The organism is Marinobacter sp. S0848L (assembly GCF_023016065.1).
GTDB lineage: Bacteria > Pseudomonadota > Gammaproteobacteria > Pseudomonadales > Oleiphilaceae > Marinobacter.
Genome location: NZ_JALKAQ010000002.1, coordinates 232,746 through 255,766 on the forward strand (window position 1 = coordinate 232,746; position 23,021 = coordinate 255,766).

At 52.3% G+C, this 23,021-nt stretch carries 18 protein-coding genes and 1 other RNA gene; 10 read left to right on the forward strand and 9 right to left on the reverse strand.

Features of this window, described 5'->3' with window-relative positions:
• Positions 1-26 precede the first annotated feature (26 nt).
• From MWU64_RS04225 to MWU64_RS04235, 3 genes are read left to right on the forward strand one after another with little or no spacing between them, the layout of a single operon-like run.
• Entirely contained in the window at positions 27-926 is a 900-nt protein-coding gene (locus MWU64_RS04225; RefSeq protein ID WP_247061485.1) for a glycosyltransferase, read from the forward strand.
• Complete coding sequence (locus MWU64_RS04230) at positions 926-2,044, forward strand: GNAT family N-acetyltransferase (RefSeq protein WP_247061487.1); 1,119 nt, start codon at positions 926-928, stop codon at positions 2,042-2,044. The genes MWU64_RS04225 and MWU64_RS04230 overlap by 1 nt, the downstream gene beginning before the upstream one ends.
• Positions 2,045-2,055: 11 nt before the next feature.
• Positions 2,056-3,627 (forward strand): exosortase/archaeosortase family protein, encoded by a 1,572-nt coding sequence (locus MWU64_RS04235; RefSeq protein ID WP_247061507.1) that lies wholly within the window; start codon positions 2,056-2,058, stop codon positions 3,625-3,627.
• Here the strand turns inward: MWU64_RS04235 and MWU64_RS04240 are convergent.
• The 9 genes from MWU64_RS04240 to MWU64_RS04280 all read right to left on the reverse strand — a co-directional run bounded on the left by MWU64_RS04240 (position 3,572) and on the right by MWU64_RS04280 (position 16,822).
• Complete coding sequence (locus MWU64_RS04240) at positions 3,572-4,624, reverse strand: glycosyltransferase (RefSeq protein ID WP_247061509.1); 1,053 nt, start codon at positions 4,622-4,624, stop codon at positions 3,572-3,574. The genes MWU64_RS04235 and MWU64_RS04240 overlap by 56 nt on opposite strands.
• Before the next feature lie 68 nt (positions 4,625-4,692).
• Complete coding sequence (locus MWU64_RS04245; RefSeq protein ID WP_247061512.1) at positions 4,693-5,370, reverse strand: PEP-CTERM sorting domain-containing protein; 678 nt, start codon at positions 5,368-5,370, stop codon at positions 4,693-4,695.
• 145 nt (positions 5,371-5,515) lie between these two features.
• Entirely contained in the window at positions 5,516-7,480 is a 1,965-nt protein-coding gene (locus tag MWU64_RS04250) for a PA14 domain-containing protein (protein ID WP_247061514.1), read from the reverse strand.
• A gap of 111 nt (positions 7,481-7,591) precedes the next feature.
• Positions 7,592-10,297 carry a tetratricopeptide repeat protein gene (locus MWU64_RS04255; RefSeq protein ID WP_247061523.1) on the reverse strand — a complete coding sequence of 902 codons (2,706 nt, stop codon included), beginning with the start codon at positions 10,295-10,297 and terminating at the stop codon, positions 7,592-7,594.
• Positions 10,298-10,345: 48 nt separating this feature from the next.
• On the reverse strand, positions 10,346-11,731 hold the full coding sequence (gene prsR, locus MWU64_RS04260; protein WP_281496232.1) for a PEP-CTERM-box response regulator transcription factor: 1,386 nt from the start codon (positions 11,729-11,731) through the stop codon (positions 10,346-10,348).
• A 121-nt stretch (positions 11,732-11,852) separates the two neighbouring features.
• The gene (gene prsK, locus MWU64_RS04265; protein ID WP_247061524.1) at positions 11,853-13,988 is read right to left on the reverse strand and encodes an XrtA/PEP-CTERM system histidine kinase PrsK; all 2,136 of its coding nucleotides are present in this window, start codon (positions 13,986-13,988) and stop codon (positions 11,853-11,855) included.
• Positions 13,989-14,094: 106 nt separating this feature from the next.
• Positions 14,095-15,033: an SDR family oxidoreductase gene (locus MWU64_RS04270; protein ID WP_247061526.1), complete on the reverse strand. Its 939-nt coding sequence runs from the start codon at positions 15,031-15,033 to the stop codon at positions 14,095-14,097.
• Positions 15,033-15,848: a lysophospholipid acyltransferase family protein gene (locus MWU64_RS04275; protein ID WP_247061528.1), complete on the reverse strand. Its 816-nt coding sequence runs from the start codon at positions 15,846-15,848 to the stop codon at positions 15,033-15,035. The genes MWU64_RS04270 and MWU64_RS04275 overlap by 1 nt, the downstream gene beginning before the upstream one ends.
• A 53-nt stretch (positions 15,849-15,901) precedes the next feature.
• The gene (locus tag MWU64_RS04280; RefSeq protein ID WP_247061530.1) at positions 15,902-16,822 is read right to left on the reverse strand and encodes a D-hexose-6-phosphate mutarotase; all 921 of its coding nucleotides are present in this window, start codon (positions 16,820-16,822) and stop codon (positions 15,902-15,904) included.
• Between the two features lie 106 nt (positions 16,823-16,928).
• Between MWU64_RS04280 and MWU64_RS04285 the strand changes: the two genes are divergently transcribed.
• The 7 genes from MWU64_RS04285 to recR all read left to right on the forward strand — a co-directional run bounded on the left by MWU64_RS04285 (position 16,929) and on the right by recR (position 23,008).
• Positions 16,929-17,690 carry a 2OG-Fe(II) oxygenase gene (locus MWU64_RS04285; protein ID WP_247061532.1) on the forward strand — a complete coding sequence of 254 codons (762 nt, stop codon included), beginning with the start codon at positions 16,929-16,931 and terminating at the stop codon, positions 17,688-17,690.
• A gap of 79 nt (positions 17,691-17,769) precedes the next feature.
• An RNA gene (gene ffs, locus MWU64_RS04290) (signal recognition particle sRNA small type) lies at positions 17,770-17,866 on the forward strand.
• A 176-nt stretch (positions 17,867-18,042) separates the two neighbouring features.
• A complete protein-coding gene (locus tag MWU64_RS04295) occupies positions 18,043-18,987 on the forward strand; it encodes a triacylglycerol lipase (RefSeq protein ID WP_114333617.1) in 945 nt (314 codons plus the stop codon).
• Between the two features lie 50 nt (positions 18,988-19,037).
• Positions 19,038-20,075 (forward strand): lipase secretion chaperone, encoded by a 1,038-nt coding sequence (locus MWU64_RS04300; RefSeq protein ID WP_247061541.1) that lies wholly within the window; start codon positions 19,038-19,040, stop codon positions 20,073-20,075.
• Positions 20,076-20,146: 71 nt separating this feature from the next.
• Positions 20,147-22,045: a DNA polymerase III subunit gamma/tau gene (dnaX, locus tag MWU64_RS04305; protein WP_247061543.1), complete on the forward strand. Its 1,899-nt coding sequence runs from the start codon at positions 20,147-20,149 to the stop codon at positions 22,043-22,045.
• Between the two features lie 4 nt (positions 22,046-22,049).
• Positions 22,050-22,373, forward strand: coding sequence for a YbaB/EbfC family nucleoid-associated protein (locus tag MWU64_RS04310; protein ID WP_247061560.1), 324 nt, complete (start codon positions 22,050-22,052; stop codon positions 22,371-22,373).
• A 32-nt stretch (positions 22,374-22,405) separates the two neighbouring features.
• Positions 22,406-23,008: a recombination mediator RecR gene (gene recR / locus MWU64_RS04315; protein ID WP_247061569.1), complete on the forward strand. Its 603-nt coding sequence runs from the start codon at positions 22,406-22,408 to the stop codon at positions 23,006-23,008.
• Positions 23,009-23,021 lie beyond the last annotated feature (13 nt).

The following is a 23,021-nucleotide window of genomic DNA, read 5'->3' on the forward strand; positions in this document are numbered from 1 at the left end:
AAGTACGACAGGGAAGCGTAGCAGTTATGGCAAACAAGCCTCGGGTATCAGTGATCACGCCAACGTTTAATCGAGCAGACTATCTGCCTGTAGCGATTGAGAGCGTGCTCGCACAGACGTTTGGTGATTTTGAGCTAATCGTCATTGACGATGGTTCAACGGACCATACGCCAGAACTGATGCAGCGGTATTTAGATGACCCTCGGGTTCGCTATTTTCAGCAGCCGAATAGGGGGCAGAGTGTTGCTCGGAACCGAGGCGTTGCCGAATCAGTCGGTGAGTTCATTTGTTTTCTGGATTCGGATAATGCCTGGGTTGAAACAAAGCTGGCTGCTTCTCTGCAGGCGTTTGATGAGCGCCCTCAATCGGATGTTGTATACGGCGATTATGTTGTCATCGATGCTGAGGGCCGTGAGTTAGGCGTAAATCGAATGACACGCTATTCTGGCCGGATAACCCCAATGCTGATTTGCGACAACTTTGTCAGTATGAACACGACCATGACCCGTAGGCGCTGTTTTGACGAATTGGGCGCCTTTGATAGCAATGATCGGCTAGCCGAGGATTATGGCTTATGGCTGCGTTTTTCGACGCGATATCAGTTTTTGTATTTGCCAGAAGTTCTGGGTTACTACCGAGTTATGGAAGACCAAATCTCCAGTGATAAAGACAGTCGTTTTAACGCTAATGAAGAGCTAATACTGGAATTTTTAAAGGCTTATCCTGATGCACTCGATTCACTCGAGGTACGGCAGGGATTGAGCCGTTTCTACCATAGGAAAGGGCGGTACGAACTCTCCGTAGGCCGGTCAAAGAGTGCGGCGCGTGATCTGGGCCGTTCGTTGGTTCAATATCCGGCTTGGTCGGGTCCATGGCGACTGGCTGCGAAGTTGGCGATTAACGTGCTTCGCGGTGGAGTGAGATAATGTTAACCGTTCGGGCTCTCAGTGAACCCCAGTTATTCGGTTTCGAAAAGAACTGGGCGGAACTGCTCTCTCGGTCTGATGCGGACCCTCTGTTCATGAGCTGGCCTTGGCTGGTCTCCTGGTGGGAGGTCTGGGGTAATAAGCTAAATCTTCAATTGTTGCTGCTGGCAGTTTACGATCGAGATGATCAACTTGTCGCTTTGGCGCCTTTGTATGCTAGTCGGTACAGAACGCCTATCGGATGGCGTTTGAAGCGTCTTCATGTGATTGGCAATGCATGGAAACTTGGCCCGACCGTTCGCACAGAATACGTTAGTTGCATTTGCGATAGACAATACAAAGAACAGGCGCTTGAGGCGTTGTCTGTTTATTTAAAAGGTGAGGCCTGGGATGAGCTTATCCTTGCGGACGCGACGGAGAGCGAAGTCGCAGGCTGGGGTCAAACGCTTGAACATCAGATGAGCGTTACCTGCCATGTTCGTAGTGAGGCTGAGGGGATCGCGATTGACACCGCGGGCTCGCATGACGAGTGGCTTGCAACTCTTGGTAAAAATACTCGTTTGAAAGTCTATAACCGTCGTTCATTGTTCGAAGGTGCGTTAGGAGGTCATCGTCTGGCCTGGAGCGACCACGAGAATTTTTTGGAAATCTTGAATGATTTTCATGTGACACGATGGGGGAAACCCTGCTTTGACGCGGATGCTGTGCGATTTCATCGGCTGCTCTTAGCTCGATTGGGCGATACCCAAAAAGCACAGTTGTCCGTATTGAAGGCCGGCGAGAACGTCGTATCGGTGCTCTATGACATCCATGCCAGGAATCGCATCTACAATCTACAGGCAGGGTTTCGCGAACAATTCCATCCCAAGATTTCGTTGGGTACTTTACATCTGGGGTATTCTATCGAAGACGCCTTCAGAAACGTTGAAATCGATAGTTATGATTTGTTGGCAGGCTCCGGGAAAAATACGTTTTATAAGAGTCGTTTTAAAGGCCAAACCGTTCGGTTCCCTACCGTCGAATATGTGCGTTCGCCCGTGTTGAAGGCGGCATATGGTGCAAGGGGATATTTGCCGCAGGGTTTGGTGTCATCTGTTAACCGCTTTTTCAGGCTGTGAATAGGGTATTTATGATCAGGGAATGGATTCCAGGGCGAGGTGTCGCCGCGCAGTTTTTGCCTTATCTACTAGTGTTGTGCGGGCTTGGATTATTGGCATGGCCTACTCTTGAGGGCGTGGTTTCGCGTTGGTTTAAGCTGGACGAGTCCTATTCTCATGGGTTTCTTTTATTGGCGGTTTCCGTATTTCTGATTGCGCAGTCTGTTAAACGGCACCCTGTTACTTCTGGTTTTTATCCGTTTTGGCTTGTGCCTTTGTGTTTGAGTTTGTTGGGCTATTGGCTTGGTGGGCTCATTCGTTTACAGGCATTGCAACAGCTCACTTTAGTGCCAATGCTACTCAGTGCCCTGGCGGTGTTGATGGGGTGGCGGCAAGTACGATGGCTGATTATCCCGGTAGGACTGCTTTTTCTTACGGTACCTGTGTGGGATTTCTTATCGTGGAATCTGCAATTGATTACCGTGGCAGTAAACAAGTTCCTGCTGGGGTTGCTGGATATTGATTTTGAGGTCGAAGGTGTATTTGTTTACTTAATTGGTGTGGGGACCTTTGAGGTTGCTCACGGCTGTTCAGGGTTGCGGTACTTATTGGTTGGGCAGGCGTTGGTTTTGATATACGGAGAGATGTACCTCTCACGGTTGAGTTCTCGAGTTTTGCTCTTCTGTTGCGGAGTTGCGTTTGCTCTGGTTGCAAATTGGATTCGGGTGTTTGTCATTATCTATATGGGTTACGAAACCAACATGCAGTCCAGCTTAATAGAAGATCACGATAATTTTGGCTGGTGGGTATTTGCAGCCACTTTAGTGCCTCTCTATTTCATTGCTCGGCGGCTTGAGGTAAGAGACGGCGAGTGTTCGAGCAATGCGAGCGCCGAAACCGGTTCCGTCTCCTCGAGAAAGTCGGTTGGCATCTCGCTTGGAGCAATCTTGGTTTGTGTCGTCCTCACCTATTCCGCCTTACCAGAAAAGCGATCGCCTGTATCGGACCATCCAGAAAACTACAGTATTGATATTCAACAGCGTTATGCTCCGGTGTTTGGCGCCCAACTTGCGGGCTGGCGCCCTCAAATTCAAAATCCGGACCGGACTTACACGCAAACCTTATTTGATCGGCAGAGGATTTCGTCCGACGGCAGTATCGATGAACAGTTCTACTTGGGTATTTTTACCTATGAGTTTCAACGCCATCGTGCTGAATTGATCCAGTATAGCAATAAGCTATATGACAGTTCAGTGTGGGCGCCGCAGCAGTTCTACAGGGTTGAAACAGATCTGAGCATACCGATCCAAGGCATCACCCTCGAAAATCGGTTAACCGGTGAAAATATCCATGTTGCCTATAGCTATCTCGTGGAAGGACGCTGGGAGACAGATCAGTGGCGCGCGAAACTGGCGCAGGTACTTGGCTTCTTCAGTGACCGAAGCGATGCCAGCCTCCTAATAGCGGCTGTTCGTTGTGGTGAATGTGCCCCTCGGGATAGTTTGGTGAACTTTGTGGAGACAACGTTCCCGCAATCTGTCTCTACTATTAATCAGGAGCTTGCCGGCTTATCGGATGAAGGAATCTCTGTAATCGCTGAATGAACTCGGTATGGTTAAGTTGATACCAAGCGATTGATGCTGCAGATAGCTCTTTAAGTCTGCTCTTTTCCGTGTTGAGGACTTCGGTGATGGTTTCTTCAATGTTTGCCGAAGAGACGAAGTATCGAGTGCCAAGCCGGAATGGTTCATTCTTTACGGGTGCAATCAAGAAACCGCGATTTCGGTTGATAACCTCGTTCATTGGGGGGGCATCGGTCGTAATGGTGACGCAACCGTGGGCCATGGCTTCCGCTAGAACCTGCCCGTAACCCTCTACTTCTGACGGTATAACGGCAACTCCCGCCTTTTCCCACAAAGCCGATAGCTCTTCCTCAGAAAGCGACTTATGGTGTTTTATATTTTTGCTATGAGGTGGGCTGCTGTTTAGGTGTTGTGATACCACTTCCAGCCTCGGCCATTCAGGGTGTTCTTTCCAACAATTAACCAGAGATTTCGTGCCTTTAAATTGGCTATTGCCGGCAACATGCAAAGCGAGCCCATAGTCTTTATCGAGAGTCTCTGGATTAATTGGGCAAATGGAACCGGTGAACCCAAGGTATCTAGTGTTCGAGTGTTTGCGGGAAAAAATCTCAACGGCCTGGTGGGTTTTACAAAGAATCTGATCAACAAACCGTAGATAAGGCAATCGGGATTCGATAAACCATTCCTGATTCGGAATGAGCCAGTGCGTTGCATTAACGTGTAGCTCTGATGGCCGTATGTTCTCAAGATGTATTACGAGGTTAATGTCTGGCGCAGATTTGCTTAAGCACATCTTTAACCATCTATTGAATGCGTAATAATGAGCACTGAAAGCTTTAGGGAAATACTTTTCAATAGCGAGGTTTCGTAACCGGGAAAGATTGCTGCGCCATGGCGGGGTAGGTGGTACGCAACGAAGTTCGCACCTGTGCCCAAGCTTTGTAAATGATTCCAACAGTATTTCGGCATCTTTCTGTAGACCGCGACCACTGCCTGCGTATACCACTCGTATGATCATGTTCCGAAACCAAATGAAAAAGGCCCCGCAGTTGCAGGGCCTTTAAACATAGCACAATGCTAGCGATGTTAGGCTTTTTTACGGCCTCTCATTCGAACAGCAATACCGGCTAAGCCAAGACCAAACAGAGCAAGTGTGCCCGGCTCAGGAACGGCTGTGGCCTTCACCATAACGAGCATATCGTCGTGGTTATCGTCGGTTTGGTTGTTATCATCCAGGCTCAGGATGAACCAGTCTTCACCTGCATCAAAAATTGAGAAGTTATAGCCGTTGGCTAAATTGCCCGTACCCATATTCGATACAGAACCTGCAGGCGCTACTGGCAGCCCGTTTGTCACGGAAGAAAAACCGAAATCGAGTTTGGCTAAGCCACCATTGTAAACCGCGCTAAACGTATCGCCCAATCCACTGGTGTCTGTGTTAAAAACTTCCGAGCCTTCATACAGGAAAGAACCGGTATAGCCCGCCTCTTTACCAAGATACGTAAAAGTTAGTTTGAACGGATCGCTAGATACTGACTCAAGCGAATGGGACAGAAGTACAGTATCTCCGAGACCGTAATGCTGTGGCCCAATAAAATCCCCGTTGGGGATGCCGTTACCGTTCGCATAGTCGTTGTTTCCGGGAACTGCAACAGGAGCCTGTGCGGGGCCAGTGTTTGCAACAACGTCAATATAAGCAGCCTGAGCTAAACCTGTAACGCCCATCGCCGCGGCCAGTGTTAAACCTTGAGTAAGTTTTTTCATGTTGTCCACTCCTCCAGTGAGCGATCTTATAGATACTTCAATAACTCACTAAGCATGCACTGTGCCAATATATAACTTGTTGAAATTTGGTCGTTTAATTCGGGATACTTGAGCACCATGTAAAGTATCTCGACGACCTGTATTCTTACTTAACAGAATATTGAACGGGTTCAGAGGGCTCGCTACTCAGCCCGTTATTGTCAATCACCTGGATCGTGAAGAACCAAACCCCAGCGGTTAGGCCAGTAATCTGGGTTGTTGTCGTCCCTGCTGCCACGTCCAGCGATTGGTTTAATGTTTCAACGTTCTGGCCGTATGAAATCTTGTAGTTCTTGATTTCACTGAGGGAAATGCTGCTACCGTCTACGCGTGTACCTGGCGGTGTCCACGTGAGTGTGACGCTGCCGAGCGTGGGATCGCTGGGAGCCGGCTCCGCTGTGTTGGGCGCATCGGGGGCCGAAACAGTTTCGAGAGTGTAAGGGTGAAGCCCGGATTGATAGGCATCCAAAACAGTGACGCCGCTGTTGTTAAATACCTGTGTGCCGACCGGCTTTAAAAGGGGTAAACCATAGCGCAACTTGTAAAGGTCACCTATTCCGTCTCCTATGCTGCTTTCAGCAAACTCGCTGTTTAGTGCAAGTTGTTGAATAACGCTTTGCGGAGCGAGAATCTTGCCGGTGTCGGTTTCGCTGATGGTGAGTTTAGCCGTGGCACCCCAGCCGTATTCGAAATATTCCATGTTGACAGCAACAGGCTGGTCAGCGGCTAGGCTGGCGGTCGCCGTGTACTCTGTGGGCGACTGGTTTTTCCATTGGTCGATTACCAATGTCCCGTTTACGTATAACCTCACACCATCGTCGGTGGTGGTGCTAAACGTATACTCTTTCGTGCCTGAACTGTGGGGTGGAGTAAACCAACCTTGCCAGCGGGCACTGAACCTGTCTTTTGGCATGTCAGGGGAAGGTCCACCATTTCCCCAGCTGAAATCGATCTCTGCGTCTTTTTGACTGTAAACAAACTGGTCAAAGTTGGTTCCTGTAAAGTACTGACCAACAAAGCCTGGCTCGTACAGGGGTTCGGCAAGCGGTGCATCGGTTGCATCGTCGGGATTCGTATTGGCCAAGTATTCATCGAGAGCGCTGTAGCCGTCTCCGTCGATGTCGAAGTCAGCATCTGCGGGGTTGGTTGGGTCCGTTCCGTAGGCGTATTCATAACCATCAGGGAGACCATCGCCGTCGGTATCCTCTGAGTTTGGATCTGTGCCTGCCCAGTATTCATCCAGCGCGGTCATTAGGTCGTTGTCAGAATCTGAAGTCACATCGCTTGGGTTACGTGGGTCTAGGCCGTGCAGTGTCTCCCAATTGTCGTATAGGTTGTCGCCATCTTCGTCGAGTGGCGGATAAGTATCATTGAAACTCAAGCCTTGTTCGGCATCGAAGTAACCGATTTTATAGCCAAGCTTATAGGCTTCAGCTGTCCCCAATTCAGGTTTGGCATCCGGTGCAGTTTTAGCCCAACTGTATAGATGTTCGCCCCGAATCACTTGTTGTGAGATGCCGGGGCCAGACCAGGCTACCGTGAAGTGGTCGTCCCAACCGCCTTCTTTGTGGCGAAGCTGAAAGTAATACTTTTTGCCGGCTTCAAGGTAACGCACGCCAGAGGTTTGGGAGCTGTACCTCGAAAAGTTGTCTAAGGGTGTGGCCATCGTCATAGCAATCTGAACTGCGGCGTCAGGATTCTCGGTTTCAGAGAGCCATAGTTGAGTTTCGTCGTCACCGCTTATATAGAAGGTATATTCACCGGTAGTCGGCGGAGCGAGAAATCCTTGAATGAGTGTGCCGTAGTTGTTTCCCCGGCTGGCCGGTTGGCGCAGTTCGGTAAAGGTCGATACCTCATCTGGAGCGTCAGGATACTTGTTTGAATCTAAAAGGTTCTGAACGTTATTTCCAGAAATTGAATCGTAGTACCAAACGTCCACCTGACCCTTGGTGCTCACTTCAGGGACTGAGGCTGTAGGAGGGAGCTTTTCAATGTCCCTGAATTGCCAGCTCTGACATCCGCTGACGACGACCACCATGGTGCCTATCCCCAATGCTTTTATAGTAGCCATACCTCACCCTTATTATGTTCTGAAACATTAAGTAAAGTATTGTTGTGAAAGGCGTGAGCCGCCACCGGCGCATAGGAACGATTGGTTATGACACCGGTAGGGTTATGCGGGTTATCCTTGATCGGTTTCTTGAAATTTGGCCAAAACTTGTTTAGCTCGATCTGTTTTTCCAGCTAATCGATAAGCCTCAACCAAGTGCATGGCAATTTCTTTAGATTCGGGATCTAGCGCGTGGGCTTTTTCGAGCACAGGTACGCTCTCGGGCTGTCTGCCTGTTTCGAATAAAATCCACCCGAAAGTATCTGCAATAGCTGCGTTATTCGGTGCGAGTTCATAGGCTTTCTGCGCAATTTTTGCCGCTTTCTCATCGCCCTTTTCATAATATAGCCACGCTAAATTATTCAGGACCAAGGGGTTATCAGGGTTGATGCCCATCAGCGCCTGGTAGCGCGCAATCGCTTCATCAGGCTGATTCAATTGCTGATGAGTCATCGCCAAACTTAACAAGATCGGCTGATTATTAGGGAATTGCTCAGCTGCGGCTTCCAGTCCGTCCAGCGCCTTTTGGCTTTGTCCCGAGCGGGCGAGGGCGCGCGCGTGGGCTACCTCCAATTCCGGGGTTCGGCGTTTCTCAATTGCCAATTCGTAGAGTTCAGCGGCTTGCTGGTGCTCACCGGCGTTCTCGTAGAAATTAGCTTCAACCTGATAGGGGGCGGGAGAGTCTGGATGGTGTTGTTTTACATCTTGCAAAACATCTCGCGCTTCAGAAGTATTCCCCTGTTGGAACTCAATGGTAGCCAGTTTCAGAGATATGCTTTCAGATTCCGGGAACAGAATTCGGCCTCTGTTTAGTATGCTCAGCGCCCGTTCAAAATTTCCCCGCTGAGCCATTTGGGTGGCTATGCCCTCGTAGACGGTCGCAACCATTGGCTCGTTGGGGCTGGGCAGGTCCTCTTGTTCGCGCTCCATGAGCTGAGCAGTAAGCTCATCGACTTGAGACGCTTCGTTATTAATTAACGCAGATTCAAGCATTACTAAACGAGGGCCAGCGGCTTGCGGATTTTGGTCGTTAATCGTGTGCATGAACGCTGTTAGCTTGTCCCGGCCCATAGTAACTGCAGCCCCCTGAATGGCTCCGACGTGGTTGGGGTCAAGTTCGATTGCTTGTTTATAGTACTTTATTGCCTGTTCGGTGTTGTCTGATTTACGGGCAAGATTACCCATGGCTACCAACGGGGCGGGGTTGTCAGGGGCTTTGGCCTGCGCGGTCTTGTAGTATTTTTCAGCCTCTGCGGGTTGGTCCAGGCTATTCGCGAGATGGCCTCTGGCCAGAAGCACCCGGATGCTGTCCGGATGATCGGAAAGCCAGTTGTCCAGTGTTTTCTGAGCGCTATCAGCGTCGCCGGATAGTGTCTGAATGCGGGCGGTAAGAAGCTGAGCCTGTAAGGCTTCGTCAGCAGCTTTCGGCACTTTGCGGATTTGTTCGAGCGCCGGTTGATACTCGTTCATTTGGGTCAGGTAGGCGGCGTAGCGAATCCTGAGGTTGTGGTTGTCTGGGTCCAGCTCAAGAGACTTTTCGAGCAGAGGGCGGCCCGTTTGCTCATCGCCCGATGCAAGCGCCGCTATACCGACCAAGGCAAGCGTCTGGGGGTCGGATTCTTTGTTATCGATGTTGTCGAGGATCGATTGCGCGCCCTGCGGGTCACGCATTGAAATTCGAGTAGCGGCCAATAGTTTGCGGACGCCATCGGCATCCTCCATATCCGCCAGCGGCTCGAGTAACTTTTCCGCTTCTTCCGCGCGGCCCTGCCGGAACCGCACAACGCCCAGCATAAGAGTGCTTTGCTGATGCCCCGGCGCTTGGTTCAGCACTTCTTGCAAGTATTTGCCGGCGGTGTCTAGGTCCCCGCTTGTATAGGCGGCGGTCGCGGCTTCCAGGTTGCTTTTGATCGTGCCCGGTGCCGATTTGGCCAGAATTTCTTCGTAGACGAAGGCTTCCGCGGATTTACCCTGTTGACGCAATACAGTAACCAGAGCCGAAATAGTCTGGTACTTTTGGAAGGTCATTACGTCGTATTGACCAATTGTTTCGAGGGCTCGAATGTACGCTTGTTCTGCCTCGGCCCAGTTACCCTGCATATGATGCAGCTGCGCCTTCCAGAGCCAAAGTTCCTCATGTTCAGCGTCTATGCCTTCAGCGTGGCCCAGATGCGTTTTCGCGGATTCAAAGTCGTCGCGGGCAGCGGCTACCCGGGATAACCCGATGTGACCCAGAGCATTGTTGGTGTGGTTGTTGATGGCTTGTTGGTATGCGTGCTCGGCTTTATCCAGGTCGCCGCTTATTAGCCAAGCCTTGCCTCTCAGATTGTCGGCTTGCCGCGACTGATCCGGGGAAGGAGATTCAAGTTGTTTAAGGGCTTCGAGAGCACCTTCGGTTTTACCACTGAGCGCCCGTGCTTCGGCGCGAATCAGTATCGCTTTGTTTTTGTCGGCGTGAGTTAACTGATCTGCTCCGATTTCAGCCACCAGCTTATCGACTTGGCGTTCGGCGTTTGCCGCATCACCGGCAGTTAACAAATTGTCGATAATAACGAAGTAGGGGGCAGGTCGTTCAGGCTGGAGTTGTATAGCGCTCCGGGCCTCGATGGTGCTTGCTTTTAGCTCGCCCTGTCTTTGGAAAAAGCGTGCTTGGTCAACGTGGCTGATGTACTGAATGTCGTCCTGTGACATGTCAGGTTCGTTGCTGCAACCCGCGATGCCAACCGAGGCGATGGCAACTGAGAGTAACGATGCACGCACAATGTTGTTCATTTTCATGCCCTGTTCCTTTTTTCTGTCGGGTCTTTCTTATTCCGTTCGAAGATCTCAGGTACCGTTGGTCGCGGTTGACGTTTCTATCCGGTACTTATCCGTTAAGTTATAAAGAGTCGGCCGCGTGATGCCGAGCAGGCGTGACGCTTGAGCCATGTTGTGGCCACAGCGTGTCAGCGCCTGTAAAATTGCTTTCCGTTCTGCGTGTTCGCGAACTTGCCTGAGATTTAACTGGTAATCCGAATCGCACGCCTGTTCAAAGGGCAGTAACAGATCGTCAGCGGTAATTCGCTTGTCATCCGCCATAATAATCGCCCGCTTAACCTTGTTAATCATTTCACGAACGTTGCCTGGCCATGAGTAGGCGCTGATTGCCTGGGCCGCGTCTTCGGAAAAGGAGAGGTTCGGGCGGTCCATTTGCTTGCCCAAACTCATCAACAGTGATTGGGCAATGACGATTGCGTCTCCTTCCCGACTGCGCAGGGCGGGAACATCCAAAGTGATTTCGCTGATGCGGTAATAGAGATCTTCTCGGAAGGTGCCTTCTGTGATCAGGTCTTGCACGTTTCGGTGTGTTGCGCACACCACTCGAATGTCTACAGGAATAGGGTTTACAGAGCCTACGCGATCAACCACACGCTCTTGTAGGAACCTTAGCAGTTTTGCCTGCAGTGGCATGGGCATGTCGCCGATTTCATCGAGGAACAGCGTGCCGCCGTTGGCGCTTTCGATCTTGCCTTTTTTGCTTTGTGTGGCACCGGTGAATGAGCCTTTTTCGAAACCAAAAAGTTCGCTCTCAAGCAAATTTTCGGGAATGGCTGCGCAGTTGATTGCCGCGAAGGGTTTATCTGCCCGTTGGCTGTGATCATGCAATGCTTGTGCGAGCAGTTCTTTGCCGGTACCGGTTTCACCCGTAATCAGTGTGGTGACATCGGTCGGCGCAACCTTCTCGACGGTTCGGCATATGGCCAGCATTTCCGGGCTTGAAGCGACAATGCCTTTTATATGCGTACCGTTGTTCTGGCTGGCCAGTAGGCGGTTTTCTTGTTCAAGCTCGGCTAACCGGAAAGCGCGGTTGACGACAAAGGTGAGAATGTCTGCATCCAGGGGCTTTTGATAAAAATCACACGCCCCCATGCCCACAGCTTTGACCGCGTTTTCTTTATCTTCCCGCCCGGTAACGACCACCACTTTGGATTGGGGCGAAAGGCGTAAAATGTCTTCAAGCAGCGCAAAACCTTCCGTTGCACCACCGGGATCAGGGGGCAGACCTAAATCCAAGGTCACCACCTGGGGTTCGAGGCGGCGCAGTGCGGCCAGTGCGCTGTCACGGTCCGATGCCACGGATACTTCAACGTTGTCGCTGAAACACCAGCGCATCTGGCTTTGAAGGCCTGGGTCGTCTTCGACAATCAATAGTTGCTTCACAACAGCAGTCATTCCTTTGGTTTATGCCCCGTTGGGGCTCTTGGTTCGTCTTCGCTGGCTCCCTATGTAAGATTCTTAACTTAAGATTGACACTTTGCAATGCTGCGGCAACAAAAAATCCATGAAGCGTCGGTTAATTGACGGTTTTGTGCTGTGTGTGCGCTTCGAGATTTGGCGTTGCACCCAGTGCACGGGATTTTTCCATGTCTAGGCTTGCCATTGGGATGCGCACAGAGAAACAAGATCCAACGCCTGGTTCACTGGTCACATCGATATTGCCCCCGAGTTCCTGCACGTACTCACGAGTCTGGTAGGCACCGATACCCATGCCGGTTAAGCCTTTGGTGCTCTCGAACGGTTTGAACAATTTAGAGCGAATGAATTCGTCGGTCATGCCGGTTCCGGTGTCTTGTATAAACAAGACCACGTTGCCCTTGGCCGTTTTCAGGCTTAGTGTGATTTCGCCATCAGGCGGGGTTGCATCCTGAGCGTTTCGGATGAGATGCCCTAGCACACTTCTGAGTTGCTCCGGTTCGGCACACACGAGAATGGGAGGTGGGTCACCCTGTATTTGCGGTACAGGCAGGCGCTGACTGTTGTTCTCGATCACTGACCGCACCACCTCGGTAAGATCCACTTTACGTCGTGCCACTTCGTTGGGGGTTGCGGGTTTCCTGATATGATCAACCAGGTTCGACATTTTGCGAACAGCGTGATCCGTTGTGGAAATCATGTCGTCGATAAAAGCGGGATTTCCCCGGTGTTTGGGGGCGTTTTTTACCAACAGCGACAGTTGTGCGATCAGTGTTTTCAGGTCATGCACCATAAACGCAGATGCTTTGCTGACCGCTTCGAACTGCATGGCACGTGACAATCGGTTTTGTGCATCGGCTTGCGCAAGCAGGTTGCAGGTTTGGCGTGCCACCACTTTGATCAGGTCAAAGTTCTCCCAGTTCAAAACAACTTTGGCGTAAGGTCGCCCGACTACTGCGATGCCGTACAACTCACTGCCAAGAAATAAAGGAACCACCAGCCACGCGTCGGGCAGGTTGGTGATGGGGTCAGGCAACTCGATCAAGTCGTAGCTAAGAGGATCAACGCGGTATTCGGCCAGATCAATAATCCATTCTTTATTCTGAAACAGCCTCACAAGATCGCAGTCGCCATCAATGGTTGTGTGTTTCGGTGTTGCGATGTTAACGCTGCTTTTTAGTTCATAGATGTTCTGGTCGGATTTTATCCAGATTGCGCCTGCGTTGCTTTCAACAAGATCTGCCAATATCCGGATGGCGCGTTCCGGGAGTGGTGGCTCATCACTAAGGTTGGCGAGCTCTTGGGTCATCCTCAGCCACTCTTCCCGGTAATCGTATTTGTAATCAAAGAAGTTCTGGCTGATAAACACCATAATTCGGGCACGAATACGCCGTGACATCACGAGGGTCACGAGAAAAGCGAGTGCGACGGTGATGAACAGTACCTGAAGGGCATCACCCCATTCACCGCCCAGGCTGCGAACGTAATAACCGCCAATGGCGAGAAGTAACAGGTAGCCGCCGCCCATCAGCAGAGCGCCGGCATGGAAGACCGCAGCCCGCGAAAGACGAAAGTCCACCGGCTGTTTGCGTGAATTAATAATGTTGACGGCAAACAAGGGAACGAGGGCAGCATTAATGAAACCGCGGGCGTCCCAAAAAGAATCAGCTACGTGCCCGAACAGCAACGCATCGGCGTACATAATAAAGTCGTACGCGAAAATAGTAGCGGTACCAATACAAAGATATTTGACGCTGGACCGGCCCAACGCCGGGGAGTTGCGCCAGATCTGTTCGACTAATGATAAGCCAAGTAAGGATAGGGCAATCTGCCCGATCAACTTGGTTTTTCCGCTGACCAGATCCGCATCAAACGCAAACTCTAAGGTGCCGAGGGAGAGAAGGGTGATAACCAGTACAGTGGTTGCGATCCCTAGCGTTTTGCGGAGTTGCCCGGTAAATCTCGCTTGCCGGAAGGAGTCACGTAATAAGGCAAAAAGCAGGAGCAGCCATGCCGTGTCTCGTAGCAATTCAAGCAAGTAGCGGATGAAGAATCCGGGCTCTCCCCAAAGGCTTTGAGACACCAAAGCCGATGCCCAGAGGGTGGTAACAAAAGCCGCAAGAAACAGCGCGCGATCAAGTTCACGCCGAAGGTAGCGCGTTGCTACCAGGGTGGATAGCACGGCAAATACAATCGCCGATGCGCCATAGCTGATAACGCTGAGGTCACTGAACATTCGGTCTTTCCTTAAACCGCGGATCTGTCTCTAACCTCTACAGAGTAGCGTTGAACCTCTGTTTGCGTCCATTTAATTTGTCAATTTAGCTGCCCCGATCACACGTTTATTTGTTGTCTCGGTAATAGCGGAAAATTTCTGACAACGACCGTTTAGGTGTGAAGTTAAATTCTTTGGCAAACGTTCGACCATCAATCACAACCGGGTATTTGAAGAACGCCAATAGATAGTGGGGGAAGCTTCGAAGGCGTAAGATTTTTGCGATGGTTTTTGGCAGAACCGGCGGGACGGAAGCGATAGGAATGCGCGTGCATCCGCACAGCTTTAAAGCCTGCTGGTACGCAACCCAGTCATGAGGGGCTACGTTAAATACCCCTTTCGTTGTTTTCTGCCAGGCCAGTGTAATTGCATCCGCCATATCGTCGATATGGATGAATTGCATCATGGGAGAGAAGCCGGCCAGAACCGGTGCGACCTTGCTGCTCAGGAGGCGGCTCATAGTATTGCGCACACCGGGCCCGACGATGTTGCAAGCGCGCAAAATGGTGACATTCAGTTCCGGGTAACGCCACAAGTACAGATTGGCGAGGTTCTCCAGCTCCACGGAATCAACCAGATCGGCACTTAGGCCGGCACTTTTCAGTGGTGCGCATTCATCGATCAGTGCCGGGTTATACGCAACCGCACCGTACACGTGATAAGTGGACAGAACGATTACCCGTTTAATGCCGTATTTTTGTGACAAATCAAGCAGTTTCTGAGTGCCAAGGACATTGGCGTTGTACCGACGCATGCGAGTGAGCTCGCTGGATTGCACGCGGCCCAAGTGTATAACGCCCTCGAACTGGTACCGTCGGAACAAATCTTCAAACACGCGTTTGTTAAAGTCGATGCAGTAGCTGGGTACCTTGTTGCCCAAATCGACTTGCTCTCGAAAGTCGACGGCAACGATGTCGCAGGTGTCACTGAGTTGTTTGATGACCTGCTGGGCGAGTGCACCGGCGGCGCCTGTCACTAGTATTTGCGGTCTGGGTTTGTTTGGCATCAGAACAACCTTTTTCTCTCGGTCAGGCCTTTATCAATGAGTCGGTTTATTTCGGATTTAACCGCTTCAACGCGTTCGGTAACTTGTTCTTCCGGTATTTCGGAGCCGCCGAAGTACATGGGTTTCCCGAAGTTTAGGTGTACCTTCGCCGGGAAGATAAAGGGCAGGGCAATTGGGGCGTAGGGTACCCCGAGCGCTTTCGCCAGGGGCTTGATGTTGGCAATCGCGGGAATGGTTTCTTCGCAGCCGACCACGCCCACGGGCACGATGGGCGCGTTGTACTTCATTGCCAGATGCATAAAACCATTGCCGAAGCGTTGAAGCTGATAGCGGTCTCTATACAGTTTTCCGGAACCACGAACACCTTCGGGGAACACGATGATGGCTTCATCGTTTTCTAGCATTTTGGCGCAGTTCACGGGGTCGCCCAGTACCGCACCCACTTCGTTCAGCATGTTGCCAAGCCAGGGAACGGTTGGAAAAAATCGCTCGATCATGGCTCGTGGCAAGCGCGGCTTTACTTTGCGGTTGGCCAGCGCATAACCAATGAGAATGCCATCAAGGGGCAGTTGGCCTGAGTGGTTGGCAATAATGAGTACCGGACCCTCAGCGGGGATGTTGTCGATGCCGCTGGTTTCAACCCTAAAGTACTTCTCGTAGACGTGGCGTACAAGCCCCATGCCCATCTTGACCATATCGCTATTGAAGCCCCAGGGATCGTAGCCTAGGGTGCCGATAGGCTTTTCTATACGGTCAATCTGGTTATCTGATTCGGTTGAAATCAGCTTTGATCTGATAAAAGACGCCAGGCCCATACCTGCTCCCTGTGTTGAATCCGGGTGCATGCTGGCGGTCTGAAGGTTACGAATTATCCCCGCTCAAGCAACACGCCCAGTGTGTGGCTCTGGCCGGTATTTAATACTCGATAGTCGCCAGCCGCATTGGCCGTTTCGACACACAGCATGTTTCGCCAGCCAGTTGCAGGGAAGTCAGAAAGTCGTTGAGATTTATCGGGGCCCGGGTTCCAGACGACGGTTGAGTCGCTGCCAAAACCGATCAATTTGGTTCGCCGCTCGGGGGTCGTTGCAATCAATACGTCGCCGGATTCATAGATGCGGTCGGTTTCTCCGTCGAAATAGACGGGGCCGTCCTGTGTGGCGTAATTCCAGTCTTTTAAAGTATCGATGTACTGACTGTCACCCAGGCCGAGAAGCCGGGTGTTGGTGATGTCTGGGGTGGGTAGGTAAGTGTGCAGGGCTTGGCTTAAGGCTAAAGGTTCGTGGGCAAGGTTGGTTGTGGTGAGGGCGATCTGGCAGCCTCGAAGCGAAAAGTGGAAGGTGATCAGAGCCAGGGCGTTGCCCTCCCACTCCTCGGAAAAGTCGGCGCCAGTGGTTAACGACAGGCTGATCTCTACTTCGTGAGCGCTCTCGTTAACATCTTCCAGTTGCCACAAAGCTGTCCGGGCAAAACCGTGTGCCGAGGGGGTTTTAATGTGATTGCGGATGGCCGGCGGATTGCGCGCCGGGTCGCCAAACCACGGCCAGCATACGGGAATGCCGCCTCTGATCGCTCGCCCCGGTTGGAAGCGCGCGAACTCGCTTAACCACAGCCAGTTTTTCTCGTGGGCGTGGGAGAAGTGCACCAAGTGCGCTCCCTGAAGGGTGATCGCTGCTTCGAACAAGGGATGTTGAACTTCCAATGCTTCCAGCTGACCAATGGTTTTCCAGCGCGTAAAAGACCATTGACCGGGAGCCAAGGTAGTAGAGGGTTTGTCACTGCGTTCTGACATGCTGAAGCCGTTTGTTTAGGTGCATTTGCGTACTATCAGGTTAAAATAAAAGCGCCAATCCGGCGACTTTAGTCATACAATATCTCAAATTGCTGGAGTGCTGCTAATGGACTCAGAGAAGACAAAAGGTGTTGTGGTCCCGCTGATTGAGCCTCGGCTTGAGCGAGGTGGTGAGGCCTTGGATCGGTTGGCCGGAGATGACCCGCAAAATATCGGTGAGGCGCCCTCTGGGCCAAACGTCGTAGATAGTTTCTGGTTAGACGAATTGGCTGATGCTCTTGCCAGTACGGGATGGATTGAGTGTGATCTTAGCTTTCGTTTGCCTGCGGGGTTGTTGGGTGAATTGAAGCGTGAAGTAGAGATCCTTGATAAAACCGAAGCCATGGCGCGAGCTGGCATAGGTAGAGGTTCGGATTTGCTGAAAGACCGCAGTGTACGGCGGGATAAAATTGTCTGGATGGACGGATTCAGCGCGCCCCAGGCCGAACTGTTCCGGTTTTTTGATCAAGTTCGGGATGGATTGAATCGCCGTTTGTTTTTGGGGTTGAAGCGGTATGAAGCCCATTATTCCACCTATCAGTCGGGTGACTTCTATAAGCGGCACGTGGACAGTTTTCAGGGGAGAGCCTCCCGGATGATCAGTCTGGTGCTTTATTTGAACGACGATTGGGGGCTGGAAGATGGCGGAGAGTTGCGAATATTCGATGCAAAAGATCACGAGGCGCCAGTTGGTTTGTTGAGGCCTGAAACCGGGCGTGCGGCGTTCTTCCTGAGCGAAACCGTCCCCCACGAGGTATTGCCGGCAAGGCGCACCCGATACAGCATTGCCTGTTGGTTTCGACAAGATGAAGTGCCTTTACCGCTATAGGCGTTGTAGTCCCTGTAACTCTCTGATACTATTCGCGCCGCTTTCAGGGAAATCTTCTGAAACGCCGTTATGGTGGCCCCATTGGTGCCTCCGCAACATGAAACCGTGAACCCGGTCAGGCCCGGAAGGGAGCAGCCGAAGCGGTGGAATTGTGTGCCGGAGAATTGCTGGTGGGGTCACCCCCATTTCCTTCCTTGAACACCTTTCGTTTCCAGATTCTTTTGGCCCCTTAAGACCTGTTTGTCTGTTCGGCACTTGTGACCATGTTCGCAAATCCAGCCATGCTTGTGCGCTAAGCTGATTTGGCTCGATATGTTGCATTCTGAACTAAAACAAAAAAACAGGTGATGAAATGAAACGCTCGAATCGAAAGCTGGCTGTTGTGGCCGGCGCCTTCGCTATTGGTTTGTCTTCGCAATCTGCATCTGCCGGATGGTTCGATTGGCTATTCGGAAAAACAGCGGATACCTACACTCAAACGGAACACCCGATTGTGCTGGTGCACGGTTTGTCTGGCTTTAACAAGCTCTTGGGTTTCGTTGAATACTTTAATGGCATTCCTGAGGCGTTGACCGAAAGCGGGGCTGAAGTGTTCGTGCCTCAAGTGTCGGCAGCAAATTCCACCGAGGTTCGCGGTGAGCAACTGCTTGCCCAAATCGAAGAGTACGTGGCGGTGACCGGGGCTGAAAAGGTGCACCTGATTGGTCATAGTCATGGTGGGCCCACCGTTCGTTACGTCGCCGGAGTTCGGCCTGACCTCGTGGCTTCGGTTTCCAGTGTCGGTGGCGTTAACTGGGGAACACCGGTTGCGGATGCCGCAAATAATGGTGCGTTGGACGGTCTGGGCAATTTCTTCTTTGGCTTGATTGACACCTTCTCAGGTGGTGGCGGGTTGCCGCAGGATACCGGAGCAGCGATCGAATCACTCAGCACAGACGGCTCCCTCGCGTTTAACGCGCAGTTTCCTGCCGGCCTGCCTTCTACCTACTGCGGCAACGATGGTGAAGAAGTCGTTGATGGAGTGCGTTATTACTCATGGGGCGGCAACAAGGTCTGGACCAATGTGTTGGATGCCAGTGACGCGTTGCTACTGGCGCTGAAGCCGATGTTTGACGAGCCGACAGACGGCCTGGTGCCGGCCTGCAGCATGAAAGTTGGTAAGGTGCTTGGGGTTGATTACGCCCATAACCATCTCGATCAGGTGAATCTGTTGTTTGGATTGGTCGGGCGCAATGCCGCCGATCCGGTGCAGCTGTATCGACAGCAGGCCAATCGCCTCAAGAATCTGGGGCTCTGATACGGTCTTTATGCCGGGCGGGCCTGTTTGGCCCGCCCTAGAGGTGGTGCATGAGTAAGCGTTACATCTTTGTTTGTTTTGGTGTATTGCTCTTTGTGGCGGCGGGCACGGGGTTGTTCTATTGGTACGCTGATGTGGAATTTGGCAAAGGCGCACGCAAGACTTCCGTTGATCAAAATCCATTTGTTGATGGACATGCCCGGAGTGCTGCTTCTCCTTTAAAGTCCCCCGATCAATCGCAACAGCTCCCTGCTTTGCCAAGAGATGAGCGCGTTGACGATATCGAGATCGATGGCGCGGTTCGTCTCGACATGAACGGGAATCTGGTGCTCGACCGGCAGCTCCGCCGTTTTCTGGATTTTTTTATAGGTCTGGCACCCGGGCGTAAGCACGAACCCGCCATGACTCTTCGTGTGCGCGCTGAGATGGAAGCGAACGGTGTTCCCACCTCGGTGCAGCAAGAAGTGCTTGATATTCTTGCGCAGTATCTGGCCTATCGGGAAGCGGCCGAGGAGATGGAGCTTCGGTCAGAGCCTTATTCGATGGATATTTTTGCGGCCTTTGAGGCGGTGTATCACCTACGTAGAGAATATCTGGGCCCGGACGTTGCTGAAGGGTTTTATGGTTTGGAGGAGAGTCGCCTGCGCTTGGCCCTTGAGCGTCAGCGCGTGATGTCAGATGACCGTTTAAGCGATCCTGAAAAAAGCACAGCATTGGCGCAGATTGATCAAAAGCTGCCCGAGCACGTTCGAAAATCGAAAGAAACCTCGCGAGCCGTGGTTAGCAACGTTCAACGGGTAAAGGCGCTTCGGCAATCTGGTGCAAGTGAGGCAGAAGTTCGTGCGTTGCGGTTACAGCAGTATGGCCCGGAAGCAACCGCAAGACTTGAACAAGTGGATAGAGAGCGGCAGCAATGGCAGCAGCGGCTTGCGGACTATCAGCGGCGCAAGCAGGCGGTAATACAAAGTGAAGGTTTGGCGCCGCAAGACCGAAGCGAGGCGCTTCAATTGTTGAGGGAATCAATGTTTGAAGGGCATGAGTTGCGCCGTATTAATGCTCTGGACAAGATAGCCGAAACGTCTGGCTAGCGTGATCATCCTTCTTCTGGCAACGGGTCCATGGTATTGTTAAGCCCTGATTTCAGAGCAGTTGGCGGATCATGAGCTACCAGGTTTTAGCCCGAAAATGGCGCCCCCGTACCTTCGAAGATATGGTGGGGCAAGAGCATGTGCTTCAGGCACTTGTACACGCGTTGGAGCACCAGCGCCTTCACCATGCCTATCTTTTTACCGGCACCCGTGGTGTTGGTAAAACCACCATTGGTCGACTGTTGGCCCGTTGCCTGAATTGCGAGACGGGAATTACGGCCAATCCGTGCGGCGAGTGTGGAAGTTGTAAAGAGATCTTGGACGGGCGGTTCGTCGATCTGATCGAGATCGACGCGGCGTCCCGAACCGGGGTGGACGACATGCGCGAGCTGACCGATAACGTTCAGTATTCGCCAACCCGCGGCCGCTACAAAGTGTACCTCATCGATGAGGTTCACATGCTCACCAATCAATCGTTCAACGCCTTCCTGAAAACACTGGAAGAGCCACCCGAACACGTGAAATTCCTGCTGGCAACGACCGATCCGCAGAAGCTGCCGGTTACCGTATTGTCGCGGTGCCTGCAGTTTAACCTCAAGCGCATGACACCCGAGCACATCGTGGGGCATTTGCAGAAGGTGTTGGCAGAAGAGCAAATTCCCTTCGAAGATCCGGCATTGTGGCTATTGGCCCGCGCTGCGGACGGCAGTATGCGTGACGCTTTGAGTCTGACCGATCAGGCAATTGCGTTCGGTAACCAGAAGCTGGCCGCCAGTGATGTCAGCACCATGCTGGGAACTATCGACCAGCAAGACATCGAGCGCATTGTCGATGCGCTGGTCGAACGAGATGGTCCCGGGTTGCTGGCTGAGATCAATCGTATTTCTGACTTTGCGCCGGATTACGACGTTATCCTGGCGGACCTGTTGTCGTTATTCCATCGGGTCACCATGGAACAGGTGGTACCGGGTAGCGCCGATAACGCCATGGGTGATGCTGCCCAAGCTCAGGCACTGGCGCGCAAGCTCAGTGCAGAAGACGCTCAGTTGTTTTATCAAACTGCATTGATGGGACGAAAAGATCTCGCCATCACTCCTGATGCGCGAATGGGGTTTGAGATGACACTGTTGCGCATGCTGGCTTTCCGTCCGGGTGCTGATCGTAAAGCGCCGCCGGCCGTGTCTTCGAGCGGTAGTGAAAGTGCCGGGCGCGCAGAACCCGAACCGGAGCCCGCCCAAGCCCAAGCTGTTGCTCCGGAAGCACCAGAACCTGAACCCGCGCCTGCTCCGGCAGAGGCAGCTGTATCGCCTTCGGCCCCTCAACCTGAAGCGGCTGTGGAACAGGTGCCGCCACCGGTCATGGATGATGCCCCGCCTTGGGATCCAGAGCCCAATGAGCCGGTGTTCGCAACAGTGCCTCCGGAACCTGAGCCTCCAGCGAATACAGAGGAGCCATCTGCAGCTGTCGTGGAACCAAAGCCAGTGCCTGAAGCAACGCTGCACGCTGAGCCAATGCCGCATCCGGAGCTCGTAAATACGGGCGAGGTGCCAACGGTCGAGTTGGCGGCGCCGGTTAATGAGGATGGCTTCGTTTGGGAGCGTGACTATCGGTCCTTGGAGATTAACGGCATGCCCGGAAATCTGGCCAGTTACAGCGCCATGAAGCGTGAGGGCGAGACGGTTGTGTTAACGCTGGACGAGGGGCACGCCCGGCTTTTGAACGAACGGCACGAAGAAAAAATTCTTGCGGCCTTGAGATTACGCTTTGGCGACGCCACACAGTTGAAAGTGGTTGAAGGTGAGCCCGGCTTACATACACCGGCCGCCTTTGAAGAGCGGCAGCGGGTGGCCCGCCTTAAGGCAGCCGTAGAGTCGATTCGCCGAGATCCGCTGGTGCACAACATTGTTGAACGGTTTGAAGGGCGGGTTGTCGAAGAAAGTATCCGCCCGATAGATACAAGCAGGAGATAATCGCATGATGAATAACATGGGCGATCTGATGAAAAAGGCCCAGCAAATGCAAGAGCAGATGCAGAAGGCCCAGGAAGAAGCCGCTAAAGCCGAAGTTACGGGTGAGTCCGGCGCTGGCATGGTCAAAGTGACCATGAATGGCCGTCACGATGTTCGAAAGGTTGATATTGATCCTTCCTTGTTGTCTGAAGACAAAGAAATTCTGGAAGATCTTCTGGCTGCCGCCGTTAATGACGCCGTTCGCCGGGTTGAAGCAAACCAGAAAGACAAAATGTCCGGCATGATGTCGGGTATGGGGATGCCGCCAGGGTTCAAAATGCCGTTCTAACGGTGTGCCGTTTAGTTGTTTGAGGAGTATTCATGGCATTCAGCCCCATGGTTGATGAATTGGTCGAGTCACTGCGCTGTTTACCCGGGGTAGGCCAGAAGACCGCCCAGCGTATGGCTTTTCATTTGCTTGAGCGTGGCCGTTCCGGTGGTGTTCGGTTAGCCGGTGCTTTGAATCAGGCAATGGACGCTGTCCGCCGTTGCGATAGTTGTCAGAATTTTTCGGATACTGACATTTGTCAGCTTTGCGCCAAGCCTGAGCGCCGTACCGGAACCTTATGTGTTGTCGAAAGCCCCTCCGACCTACTCGCGATAGAGCAGGCGGGTGATTACCGTGGCGGTTATTTCGTACTTATGGGCCATTTGTCACCCATCGATGGCGTGGGTCCTGAAGAAATCGGTATTGAACGCCTGTTGCGCAGGATTCACGAGGAGGGCGTGACCGAGCTGATATTGGCCACCAACCCAACGGTGGAAGGAGAAGCTACAGCTCACTACATTGCTGACCGTCTGGATGGTCAGGACATTTTGATCACCCGGCTCGCACACGGTATTCCGGTGGGCGGCGAGTTGGGCTATGTCGATGGTTTCACTCTCACGCATGCCTTCCGGGGCCGTAAACCCCTTTCAGAATAGTTCCAGGTTAATT

Excerpts from the sequence above, each read along its gene's own strand:
- MWU64_RS04245 (WP_247061512.1), bottom strand. The coding sequence starts at position 5,370 with ATGAAAAAACTTACTCAAGGTTTAACACTGGCCGCGGCGATGGGCGTT.
- MWU64_RS04295 (WP_114333617.1), top strand. The coding sequence starts at position 18,043 with ATGAAACGCTCGAATCGAAAGCTGGCTGTTGTGGCCGGCGCCTTCGCT.
- MWU64_RS04225 (WP_247061485.1), top strand. The coding sequence starts at position 27 with ATGGCAAACAAGCCTCGGGTATCAGTGATCACGCCAACGTTTAATCGA.
- prsK (WP_247061524.1), bottom strand. The coding sequence starts at position 13,988 with ATGTTCAGTGACCTCAGCGTTATCAGCTATGGCGCATCGGCGATTGTA.
- MWU64_RS04285 (WP_247061532.1), top strand. The coding sequence starts at position 16,929 with ATGGACTCAGAGAAGACAAAAGGTGTTGTGGTCCCGCTGATTGAGCCT.
- dnaX (WP_247061543.1), top strand. The coding sequence starts at position 20,147 with ATGAGCTACCAGGTTTTAGCCCGAAAATGGCGCCCCCGTACCTTCGAA.
- MWU64_RS04230 (WP_247061487.1), top strand. The coding sequence starts at position 926 with ATGTTAACCGTTCGGGCTCTCAGTGAACCCCAGTTATTCGGTTTCGAA.
- MWU64_RS04310 (WP_247061560.1), top strand. The coding sequence starts at position 22,050 with ATGATGAATAACATGGGCGATCTGATGAAAAAGGCCCAGCAAATGCAA.
- MWU64_RS04240 (WP_247061509.1), bottom strand. The coding sequence starts at position 4,624 with ATGATCATACGAGTGGTATACGCAGGCAGTGGTCGCGGTCTACAGAAA.
- MWU64_RS04270 (WP_247061526.1), bottom strand. The coding sequence starts at position 15,033 with ATGCCAAACAAACCCAGACCGCAAATACTAGTGACAGGCGCCGCCGGT.
- MWU64_RS04235 (WP_247061507.1), top strand. The coding sequence starts at position 2,056 with ATGATCAGGGAATGGATTCCAGGGCGAGGTGTCGCCGCGCAGTTTTTG.
- MWU64_RS04280 (WP_247061530.1), bottom strand. The coding sequence starts at position 16,822 with ATGTCAGAACGCAGTGACAAACCCTCTACTACCTTGGCTCCCGGTCAA.
- MWU64_RS04300 (WP_247061541.1), top strand. The coding sequence starts at position 19,038 with ATGAGTAAGCGTTACATCTTTGTTTGTTTTGGTGTATTGCTCTTTGTG.
- MWU64_RS04250 (WP_247061514.1), bottom strand. The coding sequence starts at position 7,480 with ATGGCTACTATAAAAGCATTGGGGATAGGCACCATGGTGGTCGTCGTC.
- MWU64_RS04275 (WP_247061528.1), bottom strand. The coding sequence starts at position 15,848 with ATGGGCCTGGCGTCTTTTATCAGATCAAAGCTGATTTCAACCGAATCA.
- MWU64_RS04255 (WP_247061523.1), bottom strand. The coding sequence starts at position 10,297 with ATGAAAATGAACAACATTGTGCGTGCATCGTTACTCTCAGTTGCCATC.
- recR (WP_247061569.1), top strand. The coding sequence starts at position 22,406 with ATGGCATTCAGCCCCATGGTTGATGAATTGGTCGAGTCACTGCGCTGT.
- prsR (WP_281496232.1), bottom strand. The coding sequence starts at position 11,731 with ATGACTGCTGTTGTGAAGCAACTATTGATTGTCGAAGACGACCCAGGC.